The organism is Kribbella sp. NPDC051620, assembly GCF_044453825.1.
In the GTDB taxonomy this organism is placed as follows: Bacteria; Actinomycetota; Actinomycetes; order Propionibacteriales; family Kribbellaceae; genus Kribbella.
The window spans coordinates 471865-488209 of the sequence record NZ_JBITDB010000005.1 but is presented as its reverse complement, the minus strand read 5'-3'; the positions used below and the strand labels follow the sequence as shown (position 1 = coordinate 488209).

16 protein-coding genes are annotated in these 16345 nt (G+C 68.3%); 11 read left to right on the top strand and 5 right to left on the bottom strand.

Annotated features, from left to right (window positions below; all coding sequences use genetic code 11):
* Nucleotides 1-81 precede the first annotated feature (81 nt).
* Nucleotides 82-780 (bottom strand): demethylmenaquinone methyltransferase, encoded by a 699-nt coding sequence (locus tag ACIA12_RS26885; protein WP_396369846.1) that lies wholly within the window; start codon nucleotides 778-780, stop codon nucleotides 82-84.
* A 142-nt stretch (nucleotides 781-922) separates the two neighbouring features.
* On the opposite strand from ACIA12_RS26885, the gene ACIA12_RS26880 reads away from it, so the two are divergent.
* The 6 genes from ACIA12_RS26880 to ACIA12_RS26855 all read left to right on the top strand — a co-directional run bounded on the left by ACIA12_RS26880 (nucleotide 923) and on the right by ACIA12_RS26855 (nucleotide 6420).
* A complete protein-coding gene (locus tag ACIA12_RS26880) occupies nucleotides 923-2197 on the top strand; it encodes an isochorismate synthase MenF (protein ID WP_396369845.1) in 1275 nt (424 codons plus the stop codon).
* The gene (locus ACIA12_RS26875) at nucleotides 2197-2814 is read left to right on the top strand and encodes an MBL fold metallo-hydrolase (RefSeq protein WP_396369844.1); all 618 of its coding nucleotides are present in this window, start codon (nucleotides 2197-2199) and stop codon (nucleotides 2812-2814) included. The genes ACIA12_RS26880 and ACIA12_RS26875 overlap by 1 nt, the downstream gene beginning before the upstream one ends.
* Nucleotides 2815-2881: 67 nt before the next feature.
* Nucleotides 2882-3823 (top strand): ABC transporter ATP-binding protein, encoded by a 942-nt coding sequence (locus tag ACIA12_RS26870; protein ID WP_396369843.1) that lies wholly within the window; start codon nucleotides 2882-2884, stop codon nucleotides 3821-3823.
* Nucleotides 3820-4587: an ABC transporter permease gene (locus ACIA12_RS26865; RefSeq protein ID WP_396369842.1), complete on the top strand. Its 768-nt coding sequence runs from the start codon at nucleotides 3820-3822 to the stop codon at nucleotides 4585-4587. Before ACIA12_RS26870 ends, ACIA12_RS26865 begins: the two co-directional genes overlap by 4 nt.
* Nucleotides 4588-4609: 22 nt before the next feature.
* The gene (locus ACIA12_RS26860) at nucleotides 4610-5800 is read left to right on the top strand and encodes a sensor histidine kinase (protein ID WP_396369841.1); all 1191 of its coding nucleotides are present in this window, start codon (nucleotides 4610-4612) and stop codon (nucleotides 5798-5800) included.
* Nucleotides 5797-6420 (top strand): response regulator, encoded by a 624-nt coding sequence (locus ACIA12_RS26855; protein ID WP_396369840.1) that lies wholly within the window; start codon nucleotides 5797-5799, stop codon nucleotides 6418-6420. The genes ACIA12_RS26860 and ACIA12_RS26855 overlap by 4 nt, the downstream gene beginning before the upstream one ends.
* Nucleotides 6421-6782: 362 nt before the next feature.
* Here the strand turns inward: ACIA12_RS26855 and ACIA12_RS26850 are convergent, their stop codons facing one another.
* Nucleotides 6783-7622 carry a GNAT family N-acetyltransferase gene (locus ACIA12_RS26850; RefSeq protein ID WP_396369839.1) on the bottom strand — a complete coding sequence of 280 codons (840 nt, stop codon included), beginning with the start codon at nucleotides 7620-7622 and terminating at the stop codon, nucleotides 6783-6785.
* 57 nt (nucleotides 7623-7679) lie between these two features.
* On the opposite strand from ACIA12_RS26850, the gene ACIA12_RS26845 reads away from it, so the two are divergent.
* From ACIA12_RS26845 to mptB, 4 genes are all read left to right on the top strand, one after another.
* On the top strand, nucleotides 7680-8309 hold the full coding sequence (locus ACIA12_RS26845) for a PadR family transcriptional regulator (protein ID WP_396369838.1): 630 nt from the start codon (nucleotides 7680-7682) through the stop codon (nucleotides 8307-8309).
* A 67-nt stretch (nucleotides 8310-8376) separates the two neighbouring features.
* Complete coding sequence (locus ACIA12_RS26840; RefSeq protein ID WP_396369837.1) at nucleotides 8377-9363, top strand: ATP-binding cassette domain-containing protein; 987 nt, start codon at nucleotides 8377-8379, stop codon at nucleotides 9361-9363.
* Nucleotides 9360-10124 carry an ABC transporter permease gene (locus ACIA12_RS26835; protein ID WP_396369836.1) on the top strand — a complete coding sequence of 255 codons (765 nt, stop codon included), beginning with the start codon at nucleotides 9360-9362 and terminating at the stop codon, nucleotides 10122-10124. The genes ACIA12_RS26840 and ACIA12_RS26835 overlap by 4 nt, the downstream gene beginning before the upstream one ends.
* 70 nt (nucleotides 10125-10194) lie before the next feature.
* A complete protein-coding gene (mptB, locus tag ACIA12_RS26830) occupies nucleotides 10195-11631 on the top strand; it encodes a polyprenol phosphomannose-dependent alpha 1,6 mannosyltransferase MptB (RefSeq protein WP_396369835.1) in 1437 nt (478 codons plus the stop codon).
* Here mptB and menD read toward each other — a convergent pair.
* The 3 genes from menD to ACIA12_RS26815 are packed head-to-tail and all read right to left on the bottom strand — an operon-like array spanning nucleotide 11618 to nucleotide 15380.
* On the bottom strand, nucleotides 11618-13258 hold the full coding sequence (menD, locus tag ACIA12_RS26825) for a 2-succinyl-5-enolpyruvyl-6-hydroxy-3-cyclohexene-1-carboxylic-acid synthase (protein ID WP_396369834.1): 1641 nt from the start codon (nucleotides 13256-13258) through the stop codon (nucleotides 11618-11620). The genes mptB and menD overlap by 14 nt on opposite strands.
* Nucleotides 13255-14184, bottom strand: coding sequence for an o-succinylbenzoate synthase (locus tag ACIA12_RS26820; protein ID WP_396369833.1), 930 nt, complete (start codon nucleotides 14182-14184; stop codon nucleotides 13255-13257). Before ACIA12_RS26820 ends, menD begins: the two co-directional genes overlap by 4 nt.
* Entirely contained in the window at nucleotides 14181-15380 is a 1200-nt protein-coding gene (locus ACIA12_RS26815) for an AMP-binding protein (RefSeq protein ID WP_396369832.1), read from the bottom strand. The genes ACIA12_RS26820 and ACIA12_RS26815 overlap by 4 nt, the downstream gene beginning before the upstream one ends.
* 89 nt (nucleotides 15381-15469) lie before the next feature.
* Between ACIA12_RS26815 and ACIA12_RS26810 the strand changes: the two genes are divergently transcribed.
* Complete coding sequence (locus ACIA12_RS26810; RefSeq protein ID WP_396369831.1) at nucleotides 15470-16342, top strand: 1,4-dihydroxy-2-naphthoate polyprenyltransferase; 873 nt, start codon at nucleotides 15470-15472, stop codon at nucleotides 16340-16342.
* Nucleotides 16343-16345 lie beyond the last annotated feature (3 nt).

Below are 16345 nucleotides of genomic sequence, written 5' to 3'. Positions count from 1 at the left end.
CTAGGACTGCCTGACTTGGACACGAAACCGGCCCGGAACCCCTTGCCAGCAACCGATTTATGCGCCCTTTTCGTTGCGTAATTAGACCGGCTTCACGGCTCGGTGAATCGCGACCAGACCACCTGTGAGGTTGCGCCATTGGACGTGGGTCCAGCCGGCGGCGGCGATCGTGTCGGCCAGGGGAGCCTGGGCGGGCCAGGCACGGACCGATTCGGCCAGGTAGACGTAGGCGTCGGGGTTCGTGGAGACCGCCTTCGCGACTACGGGGACGGCACGCATCATGTACTCCAGGTAGGCGACCCGGAACGGCGTCCAGGTCGGATGTGAGTTCTCCAGCACCACGAGTCGGCCGCCGGGCTTGGTCACCCTGAGCATCTCGGCGAGCGCGACTGTGACGTCGTGCACGTTCCGCAGCGCCCAGGAGATGGTCACCACGTCGAAGGTCTCGTCGGCGAACGGCAGCCGCAGCGCGTCACCGGCGATCAGGTCCAGCTCGGGGTAGCGGCGCTTGCCGACCCGGAGCATGCCGACCGAGAAGTCGCACGACACCACCTCGGCGCCGGCCTCGCGCAGCTTCACGCTCGACGCGCCGGTCCCGGCGGCCAGGTCGAGGATCTTCATTCCCTTCCGCGGCGCGATCTCGGCCAGCGTCCGCGGCCGCCAGTAGGCCTTCTCCAGCCCCATCGTGAAGACCGCGTTGGTCCGGTCGTAGCCCTCGGCCACGTTGTCGAACATCGCGGCCACTGCTTCGGGTTGTTTGGTGAGATCCGCCCTGGTCACCTGTCTAGTTCATCACGGCTGCGACGGGCACCGAAATTCGCCGGTTACAGGGGCGGCCTACGCTTGCATCTCGTGAGCGAATCTCCATTGAGCCGGCCGGCCATCGTGACCCGGGGCCGGGAAGCGAGCGAGGAGTGTTGCTGTGAGCTTGTCTGACCCGCTCCAATCCGGCGGCGCGGTGCCGGCTCCGCAGCTGGTGGTTCGCAGCCAGCGCGTCGAGGGTGTGGCCGCCGCGCTGATGGACCACCTGCCGGAGACCGGCGGGTTGGCCTGGGTGCGCCGTGGCGACGGGCATGTCGGCTGGGGCGTCGCCGCCCGGCTGGACGTTGCCGGCAGCAACCGGTTCGCCGAGGCCCAGGCCTGGTGGAAGGAGCTCACCGCCAACGCCGTGGTGCGCGACGAGATCGGCGTACCAGGATCGGGACTGGTCTGCTTCGGTTCGTTCGGTTTCACCGACACCGACGCCAGTGAGCTGGTGGTGCCCGCGGTGATCGTCGGCCGTCGTGGCGGGATCACCTGGGTGACGACGATCTCCGGCGCCAGCTCGCTGGCGGCGCCGCCCGAGCTGACGACGTACGAGCCGGAGCCGGTCGGTGCGGTCGCCTTCGCCGATGGCGCCCGGTCCGGTACCGCGTGGTCCGGCCTCGTCGCCGACGCGGTGAAGCGGATCACCAACGGCGAGCTCGACAAGGTGGTGCTCGCCCGCGACCTGATCGCGATCTCGCCCAACCCGATCGACCTGCGCTGGCCGTTGCGCCGGCTCGCCGCGGCATACCCGAACTGCTGGACGTTCTCCGTCGACGGGCTGATCGGCGCCACCCCGGAGCTGCTGGTCCGGCGCGAGAAGGGCCTGATCACCTCCCGGGTGCTGGCCGGCACCATCCGGCGTACCGGTGACGACGCGCACGACCTCGCGCTGGCCGCCTCACTGGCGCGATCGAGCAAGGACCTCGAGGAGCACGAGTACGCCGTCCGCTCGGTGGCCGACGCGCTCAAGCCGCACTGCAAGTCGATGAACGTGCCCGAGACGCCGTTCGTGCTGCACCTGCCGAACGTGATGCATCTCGCCTCCGACGTGGCCGGCGTCGCCGCCAACGGTGCCTCCGCACTCGGCCTCGCCGCCGCGCTGCACCCGTCCGCGGCGATCTGCGGTACGCCGACCGATGTCGCGCGGGACGTGATCGGCGAGATCGAGGGCATGCCCCGCGGGCGGTTCAGCGGCCCGGTCGGCTGGATGGACGCGGCCGGCGACGGCGAGTGGTGCATCGCCCTGCGCTGCGGCCAGGCCGACCCCGATGACCCGACCAGGATGCGCCTGTTCGCCGGCGCCGGCATCGTCGCCGGCTCCGACCCAGAGGCCGAGCTGGCCGAGACGAACGCGAAATTGGTTCCGATGCGAGACGCTCTGGGAGATTGATGAAGCTCACGAAGTACACGCATGCTTGTGTCCGGTTGGAGAAGGACGGGAAGGTGCTGCTGGTCGATCCGGGCAGCTTCACCGAGGACGCGGCCTTTGAAAGCGTGGACGCGATCCTGGTCACGCACGAGCACCAGGACCACCTCGACGTCGATCGCGTGAAGGCACTGGATGCCCCGATCTGGACCAACGCCGGCGTCGCCTCGCAGCTCGGCGAGCTGGGTGAGCGGGTCCATGTCGTTGCCGATGGCTCCGTCTTCGAGGCGGCCGGTTTCGCGGTCCGTGCCTACGGCAAGGATCACGCGATCATCCTTCCTGAGTTGGGTGTTCCGTGCGAGAACGTCGGCTATCTGATCGAGGACGCGGTCTACCACCCGGGCGATTCGTTCACGCGTCCTGACCGCAAGGTGCACACGAACCTGGTGCCGATCTCGGGTCCGTGGTTCGCGCTGCCGCCGGCCGTCGAGTACGCCCGCGCCGTCGACGCGGTCCAGACGATCGGCATCCACGACGCCCTGCTCAGCCCGATCGGCCAGGGCATGATGCAGCGCTTCATCAACGCCGAGGACCGGCCGTACCAGCAGCTGAACCCGGGCACCACGGTCGAGGTCAACTGACATTTGTCACCAGTACCGGTGACAGCTTCACGCGGTACGGGGCCGCTCGGCCGCCAAGCTGATCCGTATGGACGAATCAGCGGTCATCCAGGTCGAGCGGCTCACCCGCCGGTACGCCGGCAGGCCCGGGTACGAGGCCGTTCGCGGCGTCGACTTCTCCGTCCGCCGGGGTGAGCTCTTCGCGTTGCTCGGCACCAACGGCGCCGGCAAGACCTCCACGCTGGAGGTGCTCGAAGGGCTCGCGCAGCCGACGTCCGGTACGGTCCGGGTGCTCGGCCACGATCCGTACCGGGATCGGCGAGCGGTTCGGCCGCGGATCGGAATCATGTTGCAGGACAGGGGTTTCGCGGCCGATCTGACCGTCGCCGAGACCACCAGGATGTGGACCGGAACGCTCAGCACCCCGCGCCCGGTCGGCGAGATCCTCGAACTCGTCGAGCTGACCTCGCGAGCCGGCGTCCGCGTCCGCCAGTTGTCCGGAGGCGAGCGGCAACGGCTGAGCCTCGGCCTCGCGATCGCCGGGCAACCGGACCTGTTGTTCCTCGACGAACCGACCGCCGGTCTGGATCCGGAGAACCGGCAGCGCACCTGGCAACTGATCTCCGCGCTGCTGTCGTCGGGTACCACCGTCCTGCTGACCACGCACTATCTCGCCGAAGCCGCCGAGCTGGCCGACCGGCTCGCGATCCTGCACCGTGGCCGGATCGTCGCCCTCGGCACCCCGGCCGAGATCGCCGGCATCAGTCCGGCCCGCATCTCCTTCCACCTGCCGGTCGATGCAACCCTGCCGGATCTTCCCCGAGCTGTTGCCACCCTCAACGGCAGCGGCAAGGTCTTCCTCGACACCGAGGACCTTCAGCTCACCCTCACCACGTTGCTGGCCTGGGCAGCAGCGGCCCGTATCCAGCTGACCGAACTCACCGCCCGCCCGGCCTCGCTGGAGGAGGCCTTCCTCGCGATCGCCGAGTCGGACCCGATCGCCGACTCGACCGAAGGAGCAGTCGCATGACCTCACTGGCCTGGTCGGAAGCTCTGCTGCTCCGCCGCAACCCGGTGGCTGTGCTGGTCGCCATCGGTCTGCCGATCTTCGTCGTGCTCGGACTGCAGTCGTCGGCAGAACTGATGGCCGTCGTCGGCCCGGACCCCGGCACGGCGATCCTCACCATGATCGCGGCCGTGTCGCTGAACCTCTTCGTCTACTACAACCTCGTCAGCTCGCTGGTCGCCCGCCGCGAGGAACTCGTCCTCAAACGGCTTCGTACCGGCGAGGCCACCGACCTGCAGATCCTGGCTGGTGCCGCGATCCCCGCAGTGGTCATCGCCTGGGGTCAGGCGGTGCTCGCCGCCATGGCCAGCGCGCTAGTGGTCGGGCTGCCCCTACCGGTGAACTTCCTGCTGGTGGTGCTCGCACTGTTGCTCGGCGCGGCTGTGTTCGCCTTGCTTGCGGCTGCTACCACCGCGCTGACCCGCAGCGTGGAGATGGCTCAGTTGACGACGCTGCCCTTTCTGATCGTTCCGCTGAACTTCAGTGGCCTCTACTTCCCGCTCTCCGAGCTACCGGAGTGGCTGGAACGCTTGTCGCGGCTACTGCCACTCACGCCGGTAGTCGAGTTGCTGCGACTCGGCCTGTCGGGCACCACGCCAGGCGGGGACACAGTCAGCTTCGCGGGGTCGTTCGCACCCGCAGTACAGCCGCTGCTGGTCCTCCTGGCCTGGGTGGTCGTCGGTGCGCTGGCGACCCGCCGCTGGTTCCGCTGGGAGCCCCGTCGTTGAGCGACGTGACAGGCTGACCACCATGGTTCCCGTCCCGCGCTGGTGGCTCGAGCGCAGCAGAGCTGAGCGCTTCGACATCACCCTGCGCTGGCCGCTCTACGGCATTTGCTGTGCCGAGATCCCGATCGCCGTCCTGGCTGTTTTCAGCGAGCGGCAACACCGCGTCCTGGGCGTAGCCGTCTTTCTGCTCGTCGTCGCCGCACACACCGCGGCCAACATCTACCTGCTCCGCGGGAGTCTCGGGCGGTACCTGCATGGAGAGCAGGTCAGCAACCGTGCGCTGATCGGTCCGATCGCCTTGGCAGTAGCCGGTGTCCCAGCGGCGGCGTGGGCCTTCCCCAGGTTCGCTTGGACCGGCGACTCGGACCTCCGGGACGGCGTGATCCTGGTGCTGGCCGGCGCCCTGACCTTCGCACTGACGCCGATGCTGCGGTGGATGAGCCTCTTCGGGGTGGTGCTTGCCGGCGGCGTTCTGACCGGAGCGTTGGCAGTTCGGGTGCAGCCGGGGTTCGCCTACCTCAGCACGGTCGCCTTCGTCGCCTTCACCTGCCGCCTCTCGGCCTGGACCCTCGGGCTGGGCTGGGAGATCGACCGATCCCGCGCGGTCAGCGCTCAGCTGGCGATCGCCGAGGAGCGGCTGCGGTTCGCGCGCGATCTGCACGACACGCTCGGCCACAATCTGTCCCTGGTGGCGGTACGAAGTGAGCTGGCTGCCGCGCTGGCGACGCGAGGGGACGCCACCGCCGCCGGCCAGATGCTCGACGTCCGGCAGATCGCCCATGACTCGCTCCGCGAGATGAGGGCCGTCGTCAGCGGCTATCGGGCCGCCGACCTGGCCACCGAACTGGCCGGCGCCCAATCGGTACTCCGGTCCGCCGGGGTCAACTGCCGCGTCGTCGGCGACGGCGCGACGCTGCCGCCCGCGACCCAGACGGCGCTCGGCTGGGTGGTCCGGGAAGGCACCACGAACGTCATCCAGCACAGCAACGCGACCGTCTGCAAGATCGAGCTCGACCTCAGCATGGGTGACGTCGTCTTCTTGCGGATGGAGAACGACGGCGTCTCGGCAACCTCGGAGCAGCCGAAGACCTCCGAGGGCGGCACCGGTATCGCCGGGCTGCGCGAGCGGCTCGGCTCCCTCGGCGGGACTCTGACCGTCGGCAGCACCCCCGGCCGCTTCATCCTCGTCGTCCAACTCCCGGCGACCTCATGATCCGCCTGCTGCTCGCCGACGACGAGCACCTCATCCGTACCGCCCTGGCCGCCCTCCTCTCTCTGGAGACCGACCTGGAGGTAGTAGCCCAAGCAGCCTCCGCCGACGAGGCCCTGGCCATGGCCCGCCGCCACCGCCCCGATGTCGCAGTACTGGACCTCCAGATGCCCGGCGTCACCGGCTCATCCTCAATCGGCGGCATCGGCGTAGTACAGGCCCTCCGCACCGAACTCCCCACCTGCAGCTGCCTGATCGTCACCGGCCACGCCCGCCCAGGCCACCTCAAACAATCCCTCACCGCAGGCGTCCGAGGCTTCCTCCCCAAAACCGTCTCAGCCCAGGTCCTGGCCGACGTCATCCGCACCATCCACACCGGCGGCCGCTACGTAGACCCAGAACTCGCCGCCGAAGCCATCTCCGCCGGCGACAACCCCCTCACCCCACGCGAAGCCGAAGTCCTCGACTACGCCGCCGACGGCGCCCCCATCGAACAGATAGCCCGCCGCGCCTCCCTCTCCCCCGGCACAGTCCGCAACTACCTCTCCTCAGCCGCCACCAAACTAAACACCACCAACCGCTACGAATCAGTCCAGGTAGCCCGAACCCACGGCTGGATCTAACCAGCCGAATCAGTAGTGGCGACCAGCAAGGCAACCGCAGATCGCGTCGCCAGGCGCACCCGTGTTGCTGCCCGGGACGAGCACGGCGGGTCCTCTGGGGTTGGGCGCCGGGCCGGCGACTGCTGCCGGGTCGGCCGCTGGCGGGTTCTCGGACCGCTGGCGTCAAGCATCACGCCAGCGGTACCCGTTGAGGAGTGGACCCGCCCCCGGAGGGTTCGCCCACTGCTCTAACAACGGGCGAACCCTCTCGGTAGGAGTTAACCCCTGGGCGGCATCCACCGCGGAACTCTCCAACCACAGCAGGCTGCCGCAGCGCGGCCAACCGCAGCGACCTCGCCGAGATCAACGGCAGCTACCCGGGATCAGGTGAGTTCGTAGACGATGAAGTCGTTGAGGGGGCGGTAGCCGATGGCGGCGTAGATCTTGTTGGAGGTGGGGTTGGCCAGGTCGGTGTTCAGGCAGACCTCGGAGCCGGCGGCTTGGAGGAGGCGGGTGACGTGGGCGGTGAGGGCGCTGGCGTAGCCGTGGCCTCGGGCGAAGGGCGGGGTGTAGACCGGTCCTACGCGGGTGGAGTTGAAGAGGGTTTGCTGGTGGCCGACGACGCTCACCACGTGGCCGTCGTCTTCCCAGAGCCAGAGCCGGCCTCGCTCGATCCTGGTACGGACCCAGCGGTACTGCTCGTCGGGTGGCAAGGGGTGCCCGAGCTCGATTCCGTACGCGGTCAGCAGTGGGACGACAACCTCCACATCCGCCGCGACCGCCTGACGGGCAGTACCGTTCGCGTGCTGTTCGACGAAGGTGCCGAGTTTGTGCAAGCGCATCCCGGTCGTCTGGCGGAAGGTCTTGCCGCTGCGCGCGGCAAGCAGCTCGGTCAACAGCAAGGCGGCGCTCGCAGTACCGGCAATGACGTCGGGATTGGGTGCTCGGGCGGCGCAGGCGTCGACGATCGCCGGGACCAAGGCGTCAGATAGCGCGCCGAGCTGGATGCCGCGGAGCGCGGTGCAGAAGACGGCGCCCAGCACCTCGTCCGTCGTCTCGTCGTGGATCGACAAGAACACCGGCGGCGCGGGGTCGTGCAGGATGCCGCTGATCCGGTCCTCAGTGTTGCTGAGGATGTAGGAGTTGAGGACCGGATCCCGCCGCAGGAAAGGGAAAGTGGTTGCCTTGAACTCCGCCGGGTCGGTGGTCAGCCGCACGCTCATGGCGAGTCAGCCTACGGGTCGCGCCCGGGTACGGGCTGGTGAATTTACACTGCGGGCATGTCCACCACGCGATTGCTGCTGCTCGGAGTCGTTCGGATCTTCCAGCCGGCCTACGGGTACCAGTTGCGCCGCGAGTTGATGACCTGGCAGGTGGAGCACTGGGCGAACATCAACCCCGGCTCGATCTACACCGGGCTGCGCACGCTGGCCAAGCACGGCTACCTGCTGGAGCTCGAGGAGGGCCCCGGCCACAAGCCCGGCAGGACGTCGTACAAGCTGACGACCGACGGTGAGTCGGAGTACTTCACGCTGCTGCGCAACGCCTTGTGGAAGGTTGACGGCTTCCGGCCGGACCAGATGCAGGCGGCCCTCAGTTTCCTCTGGTCGCTGCGTCGCGACGAGGTGCTGGTCGCGCTGGACTCGCGGATCATCCAGCTGGAGCAGTTCGAGCGGGAGAGCCCGTTCGCGGAGCGCCAGATCGTCGAAGACCCCGGTACGCCGAATCACGTGGTCGAGATGATCCGGATCAGCACCGCCCGCTACGGCGGCGAGCTGGAGTGGACCCGGTCGTTCCGGCAACGGGTGGCCGACGGCGAGTACTCGTTCGCGGGCGAGCCACCGGACTGGCAGCCGCAGCCCGGGATGGCCACCCACTGGGGCATCATCCCGGAGCCGCCGTCCATCTGACCGGTCAATCTGAATGAGTTTTTAATCAACATTGACTATTCAATGTTGATTGCCGAGACTGGTCCGCATGATGATCGAAGCACGCGGACTCGTCCGCACCTTCAAGACCAAGCGCGGGCCGGTGCAGGCCGTGCAGGGGGTAGACCTGGATGTCGCCGACGGGGAGATCGTCGGCTTCCTCGGCCCGAACGGGGCCGGCAAGACCACCACGATGCGGATGCTGGCGACTCTGATCACGCCGACCAGCGGGACCGCGACCGTGGCCGGCTGCGACCTGGCCAAAGACCCGGTCGGCGTCCGCCGCAAGATCGGGTACGTCCCGCAGAGCGGCTCGACACTGCCCGAGGCGATCGCCGGCGACGAGGTCGTCGACCACGCCCGGCTGTACGGCGTGAGCAAGAAGAAGGCGGCCGCCGACGGCCAGGCGCTGTTCGACGAACTCGACCTGCCCGGCCTGTGGCGGAGGCAATGCAAGACCCTGTCGGGCGGCCAGCGGCGCCGGCTCGACATCGTGATGGGGCTGATCCACGACCCCAAACTGATCTTCCTGGACGAGCCGACCACCGGCCTCGACCCGCAGGCGCGGGCCAACCTGTGGGAGCACATCCGCGGTCTGCGCGACCGTGGCGCGACGATCTTCCTCACCACCCACTACCTGGACGAGGCGGACGCGCTCTGCGACCGGATCCTCGTGATCGACCACGGCAAGATCGTCGCGGCCGGCAAGCCCGACGAGCTCAAGCAGCAGGTCTCCGGCGACGCCATCCGGCTGAGCCTGGCCGACGCCACCCAGGCGCCGCCGGTGAGCAAGATCGTCGCGGAGCTGCCGGGCGCGGTCGCAGTCGAGACCGACGGCGACGTGGTCGCCTTCCGGATCCCCAAGGGCGGTTCGGTACTTCCGTCCCTGCTCCGTTCGATCGATGCCCAGGGCATCGAGTTGCACGGCGTCGAGGTGCACCGGCCGACGCTGGACGACGTCTTCCTGACGATGACCGGGCGCTCCCTACGCGACGAGGACGCCCCGGTGGCGCAGGACGAGGAGGCGGTCGCATGAAGGTCCTGACCGATACCTGGATCGTGTTCAACCGGGCGATGCGGCTGTCGTTGCGCAATCCGATGTGGTCGATCCTGATGCTCAGCCAGCCGCTGATGTACCTGTTCCTGTTCGGCCCGCTGCTCAAGCCGATCACCGCGCAGATCAGCCAGGGCGCGACCACCAACGCCTACCAGGTGTTCATCCCCGGCCTGATCGTCCAGCTCGGCATGTTCGGAGCGATGTTCGTCGGCTTCGGGCTGATCGCGGAGTACCGGGCCGGCGTGATCGAGGCCGACCGGGTCACGCCGGCGTCCCGGATCGCACTGATGGCAGGCCGCGTACTACGAGACGTCCTGGTACTCGTCGTGCAGTCGATCCTCCTGCTGCTGGCCGCGTTGCCACTGGGACTGCGTGCACCGTGGGGCGGCGTACTGCTGTCGCTGGTGATCGTCGCCCTGCTCGGCGCGACCTTCGCCTCGCTCTCGTATTCCGTCGCGCTCATCACCAAGAGCGAGGACGCCCTGGCGCCGCTGCTCAACGGCATCGCCATGCCGCTCCTGCTGCTGTCCGGCATCCTCCTACCGATGCAGATCGGCCCGACGTGGTTGCAGCGGCTGTCGGACATCAGCCCACTCAAGCACGTCGTCAACGGCGTCCGTGCCCTCTTCCGCGGCGACATCTCCAGCAGCGCGTCGCTGTGGGGACTCTTCTGGGTGGTGCTCCTCACCGTCGTCGGCCTGGCCGTCGGCGCCCGCACGTTCCGCAAGGAAAGCGCCTAGCCCTCTCAGCTCTCCTTCCCCTTGTCTGATGTTCATCGAGGGGTCGTTTTGGCGAACTAGCGTCGGCGGTATGCGAGTACCGTCGGCGCTGGTTCGTGGGGTGGCCGGCTCCTGCGTCGTAGCCGCCTCGTCCTTGGTGACGTCGGTGGTACCGGAGTCCTCGTGGGTCGCGTCGCTGCCGATCGCCAGTGCACTCCGGTCGACGTTGCCGGGCCGGATGACCGGACTGGCCTTCATGGTGGCCGGACTGGGGCTGATGGTGTGGGCCTGGCTGTCGGTTGGACGGCGGGTGCTGGCCGGGGCGCGGTACCGGTTGACGCCGTTCATCGTGGGGACCAGCGTGCCGCTGCTGCTGGGGCCGCCGTTGTTCAGCCGGGACGTCTGGAGTTATGCAGCACAGGGCGCGCTGGTCGCCAAGGGGTACGACCCGTACAGCGTCGGCCCGGGCGTGCTGTCCGGCCATGTGATCGAGGCCGTCGACCCGATGTGGATGCAGACGCCTGCGCCGTACGGTCCGATACCACTGGCGTACGGCGGTCTCGTGGCGCGGCTGACCATGGACCCGTACGTGCTCATGCTGGCTCACCGCCTGCTCGCAGTACTGGGCTTCGTACTGATCGCCTGGGCCGTCCCGCGCTTGGCCACCGCCTGTCGGGTCAACCCGACCGTCGCAACCTGGCTGGTCGTCGCCAACCCGATGCTGATCGCGCATGGCCTGGGCGCTGCGCATAACGACATCCTCATGCTGGGACTGGCCTGCGCTGCCTTCGCAATAGCCCTCACCGGGCACTGGGGAACGGCTGCTGTCCTTGCGGGGGCTGCGGCCGCGGTGAAGCTGCCCGGTAGGTTGGTGGTTGTTGCCATTGCCGCGGTGATGAGTCCACTGGCCGGGCGGGCTCGGCTACGGCTGGCCAGCCTGACTATCGCGGGCGCTATCTCGGTACTGACGCTGGTGACGATCGGCGAGCTGACGGGGGTGGGGTCGGGGTGGCTCAGTGCGCTTGACGTACCGGGGTTGATCAAGTCGCCGTTGTCTATCTCCAACCTGGTTGCGCTGGGGGCTTCCGGCGTACTGGCGTGGTTGGGGGAAGACACTGCGGCGCAGCAGGCGCTGCAGATCGTGCGGTTGCTGGCGATGCTGATCGCGATCGGGCTGATCGCAGTACTGGGGTTGCGGTCGTCGATTCACAACGCTGCGCGGGCTGTGGGGATCGCTTTGCTGGCACTGGTCCAGTTGGGGCCGACGGCGCACGACTGGTACTTCATCTGGTGCCTGCCGTTCCTGGCGGTGGCCCGTCCCGGCCGCAAGCTCACCACCGCTCTGATCGGTGTCAGCATCGTCCTGACCATCGCCTCACCGCTCAACTCCTCGCTGCGCGGCGCAATCATCCCCATCCTCGTCACCACTGCACTGGTACTGGTCGTAGTCGGCTGCCTGCTCGGCCGGCTCCGCACCCTGCAACCACCTCGCCCGGCACCAGCCACCGTCGCCGCTACAACTGGCTGACTGCCTGGTGCAGTTCGGCGTGGAGGGCGCGGTGGGCCGAGCGGTCGACCCTCACCTCTACGACGTCGATGCCGGCGACTGTGCGGGCTAGTACTTCCCGCAGTTGGTCTGCTGTCTCGACCTTTTGGTGTGGCGTACCGGTGGCGGCGCAGAGTGCTGCGAGGTCGACATTGTGGGGTGTACCGAAGACGCGCTCGAAGTAGTCGGCGTGGTCGCCACCACCCTGTTCGAGAGTGGCGAAGATCCCACCGCCGTTGTCGTTGAGCACCACGATGCGCAGGTCGGGCCGCGGCTCGGCCGGACCGATCACCAGACCGTTGTAGTCATGCAGGAAGGCGAGATCCCCCACCAGCGCGTACGTCGCACCCGCGTTGGCCAGCGCCGCACCCACTGCCGTGGAGAGCGTCCCATCGATCCCCGCCAGCCCACGATTGGCCACCGTCCGAATCGGCACGACCGGAGCCAGATCGAGGTCGCGGACCGCGTTGGAGGAGGCCACGACGAGCATGCCGTCGGCTCCGACCACCTCGCCAAGCACCGCAGCAACCAGCGGTCCGGATAGACCGCCGGTGAGCACCTTGTCCATTGCAGCCCGGGCTATCTGGTCGGCGTGCTGCCAGCGATCCAGCCAGTCGGTACCGTCCGTGCCGATCACCTCGAGGCCGGTGACGACCGACGCGGCGCGGTGGGCGGCGTCCGGCCAGAGGCCGGTCGGCGCGACCACGATCACCTCGACCTCCGGTCGCGCGAGCAGCTTGGAGATCGGCCGCGACAGCGTCGGATGCCCGAACACGATCACCCGCTCGATCTCCTCACCGATGGAAGTTGCCGCTAGCAACAATCGGTAGGTGGAGATGACGGCTGGGCCGGTGCGCGCTCGGCTGGAGGGTTCGGCGAAGAGCGGCCAGTTGCCGGCTTCGGCCGCGAGGCGCGCCGCCTGGGAGGCGCCGTCGCCTGCTACTACGACTGTTTTGGGGCCGGGGGCTACAGCGGAGGGCTGGGCTCCGGTGGCGTGCACGCTCGTCCAGGGGCCGGTGGTGCGGCCGTCGAGTGGCTCCGGCCAGTCGCCGTCGTCGGTTGGTACCAGCGGCTCGACCAGCGGGCAGTTGAGTTGCACCGGGCCGGGGTCGGCCGTGCGGGCGCCGACAGCCGTCGACACCGCGCGCGCGACCTGCGAGCGCCAGTAGGCGACTTGGCCGACCTGCTTGCTCGGCGTACCGATCTCGTGGAACAGGCGGACAGCGTCGCCGAACACCTTGAGTTGGTCGGTCGTCTGGTTGGCGCCAGTCCCCCGCAACTCCGGCGGGCGGTCTGCACTCAGCACCACCAGCGGCAAGCCACTGTGGGACGCCTCGAGCACTGCGGGGTAGAGGTTGGCCACCGCAGTACCGGAGGTGGTCACCACAGGCACGGGCAGACCGGTGCCCCGGATCAGGCCGATCGCCAGGAAGCCCGCAGTACGTTCATCGATGCGCACGTGGAGGCGGAGGCGCCCGTCGCGGTCGGCAGCGGCTAGCGCGAGAGCCAGTGGGGTGCTGCGGGAGCCGGGAGCCAGGACGGCCTCGCGGACGCCGGACCTGATCAGCTCGTCGACCACCACAGTCGCGAATGCCGTGGACGGGTTCATCCCACACTCCCCTTCAATGCTTCGACTCTCGCTAGCCGCTGCTCCCACTTGGCAGTGGTCGCTTGGTCGGCGGTTGGCAACTCTGTCGTTGGTACTAGGCGCTTCACCGGCAGGAAGCCGTTGATGGGCAGCAGCGGTTCGTCGACGACCTCTGCCGTGAACATGGAGACAGTGGCGAGGCCGCAGGCGTAGGGCAGCTCCGGGAGAGCCGCTGCGAGCGCAACCCCGGCAGCGATCCCGATGGAGGTCTCCAGCGCGGAGGAGACGACCACGGGCAGCCCGATCTGCTCGGCGATGTCGAGGCAGGCTCGGACGCCACCGATCGGCTGCACCTTCAGTACTGCGATATCGGCCGCCTCAAGCTTCTTCACCAGCAGGGGATCCTCGGCCCGACGGATGGACTCATCTGCGGCGACCAGTACGTCGGTACGGCGTCGTACTGCCGCCAGGTCTTCCACTGAGGCGCAGGGCTGCTCCACATACTCCAGGTCGAAGCGCCGGAGTTCCTTCAGCGCTCGCAGAGCCTCGTCGACAGACCAGCCACCGTTGGCGTCGATGCGGACCTGGCCGTCGCCGATAGCGTCCCGTACGGCCTCGATCCGCTCCAGGTCGTCCTGCAGCGTCTGACCCGGCTCAGCCACCTTCACCTTGGCCGTCGAGCAGCCGGACGCGCGCACGATCGCCGCAGCCTTCTCCGGTCCGATCGCCGGCACAGTGCAGTTCACCGGTACTTCGGAACGCACCGCCGCAGGCCACCCGTCATACGCAGCCTCGTACGCCGCCCGTAGCCAAGCCACACAGGTGGCATCGTCATAGTCCAGGAACGGCGACCACTCGGCCCACCCTGCCGGCCCTTCGAACAGCATGCCCTCGCGCACCGTGATCCCGCGGAACTTGTTCTTCAACCCGATCGCATAGGTGATCACCGCACACCGTCCAGCAGCTTCTGCCGATCAACCTTGCCCGAAGCAAGCATCGGCAACGCGCTCAACCCCACCACCTGCCGAGGAGCCCAAGTCCGCGGCAACACCTCACCCACAAAGTCCCGCAGCTCCTCACGCCCCACCTCCCCCACCACAAACGCCACCACCCGAGCCCCCCACTCACTGTCGGGAACCCCAAGCACAACAGCATCCTTGACATCCGGATGCTCCAACACCCGAGCCTGCACGGCAGTAACCGTCACATTCACCCCACCAGAAATCACCACATCATCAACCCGCCCCACCACCCGCAACCGCCCATTGACCATCTCTCCGCGATCCTGCGTCCGGAACCACCCATCCCGCAGCACCTCAGCAGTCAGCCCCGGCTGCAACCGATACCCCGAGAACAAGGTCGGCCCCTTGATCCAGATACGTCCGGCCGGTCCCCCGCCCAGCACGTCATCGGGCTCGCCGCCTGCTCCCCACCTACGCCCGCCGGACCGCCCGGAGGGCGGTCCGGCGGGCGGTTCTTCGGCGAGGCGCACCAAGGTGCCCTCAAGGGGTATGCCGGCGTAGACGCAGCCGCTGCCGGTTTCTGTCATGCCGTATGACGGGATTGCTGTCACACCAGCCTCGCGGGCCCTCAGCTTCAGGTCGGCGGACATGGCTGCGCCGCCGATGATGATGGCGTTGAAGCGGCGGAGCATGTCCTGGTCTTCGGGGGTTTCCAGGTAGCGGGCCAGCTGGGTCGGGACCATCGCCGTGTAGAGCCGGGGAGCGCTCAGCGCCATCACCCCCGCGGCGAAGGTCGGATAGTCGCCGGCGACGACTGGGGCGTAGCCGGCGAGGACTGAGCGGGTGAGTACCTGGAGGCCGCCTACGAAGTACGGCTGCATGGGGAGTAGCCACTGGCCGGGGCCGCCGAGGCGGTTGTGGGTGGCTACGGCTGAGGCGATGAGGGCGGCGGTGGAGAGCATTACGCCTTTGGGCTCGCCGGAGGACCCAGAGGTGGCTAGGACGACGCCGACGTCGGATGACTCGAGGGGCGCATCCGGGGCCACCGCCTGGCGGACGCGTGCGGCAGCGGCTGGATCACCCGGCAGCGGGGCGAACGCAGTACCCGTACCGTCCAGCAAGGCGGTCAGTGCCGACAGCACGGCATCCGGGGTACCAGGGACCAGGCGCAACGTAGACATGTCCCTCCGAGCGTACGGCGCGCCCCACGCGCCCCGGCGTCCCGTACCGCCTACAAGCCCCTACCGACCGGCTGACAGAATCGGTTGCCATGGCCACCCCTGCCCAGTGGATCGAAGGCGCTCGCCCTCGCACCCTGCCCGCCGCGATCGCCCCGGTGCTCGTCGGCACGGGCGCAGCCGCCTACCTCGACGCCTTCGTCTGGTGGAAGGCCGTGCTCGCGCTAGGCGTCGCCCTGGCACTCCAGATCGGCGTCAACTACGCGAACGACTACAGCGACGGCATCCGCGGCACGGACGAGAACCGGGTCGGCCCTCTACGCCTGGTAGGCGCCAAGGTCGCCACCCCGCAGCAAGTGAAGGCAGTGGCATTCACCTGCTTCGGCATCGGCGCAGCACTCGGCCTAGTACTGGTCGTGACCACCGCCTGGTGGCTAGTACTCCTAGGCGCCGCCTCCATCCTCGGCGCTTGGTTCTACACAGGCGGCAAAAAGCCCTACGGCTACCGCGCCCTAGGCGAGATCAGCGTCTTCCTCTTCTTCGGCCTGGTCGCAGTGCTCGGTACTACCTACGTCCAAGCCGAAAAGCTGCACTGGACCGCAGTAGCCGGCGCAGTAGCCATCGGCAGCATCGCCTGCGCACTCCTGGTCGCCAACAACCTCCGCGACATCCCCACCGACTCAGTCACAGGCAAGCGCACCCTGGCCGTAGTACTAGGCGCCGCCAACTCAAGACGCCTGTACGCCGGACTGCTAGCGCTCGCCTTCATCCTGGCAGCCGTCTCAGCCCTGGCGACCCCCTGGACGCTCCTAGCGCTGATTGCCCTCCCACTAGCCGCCAAGGCCGTGAAGACGGTCCTGAGCGACGCAGTAGGCCCAGCACTCATCCCAGTGCTCCAAGGCACCGGCCTCACCGAGCTCCTCTACGCCGTCGGCCTGACCGTCGGCCTCTTCCTGGGCAACTAGCGC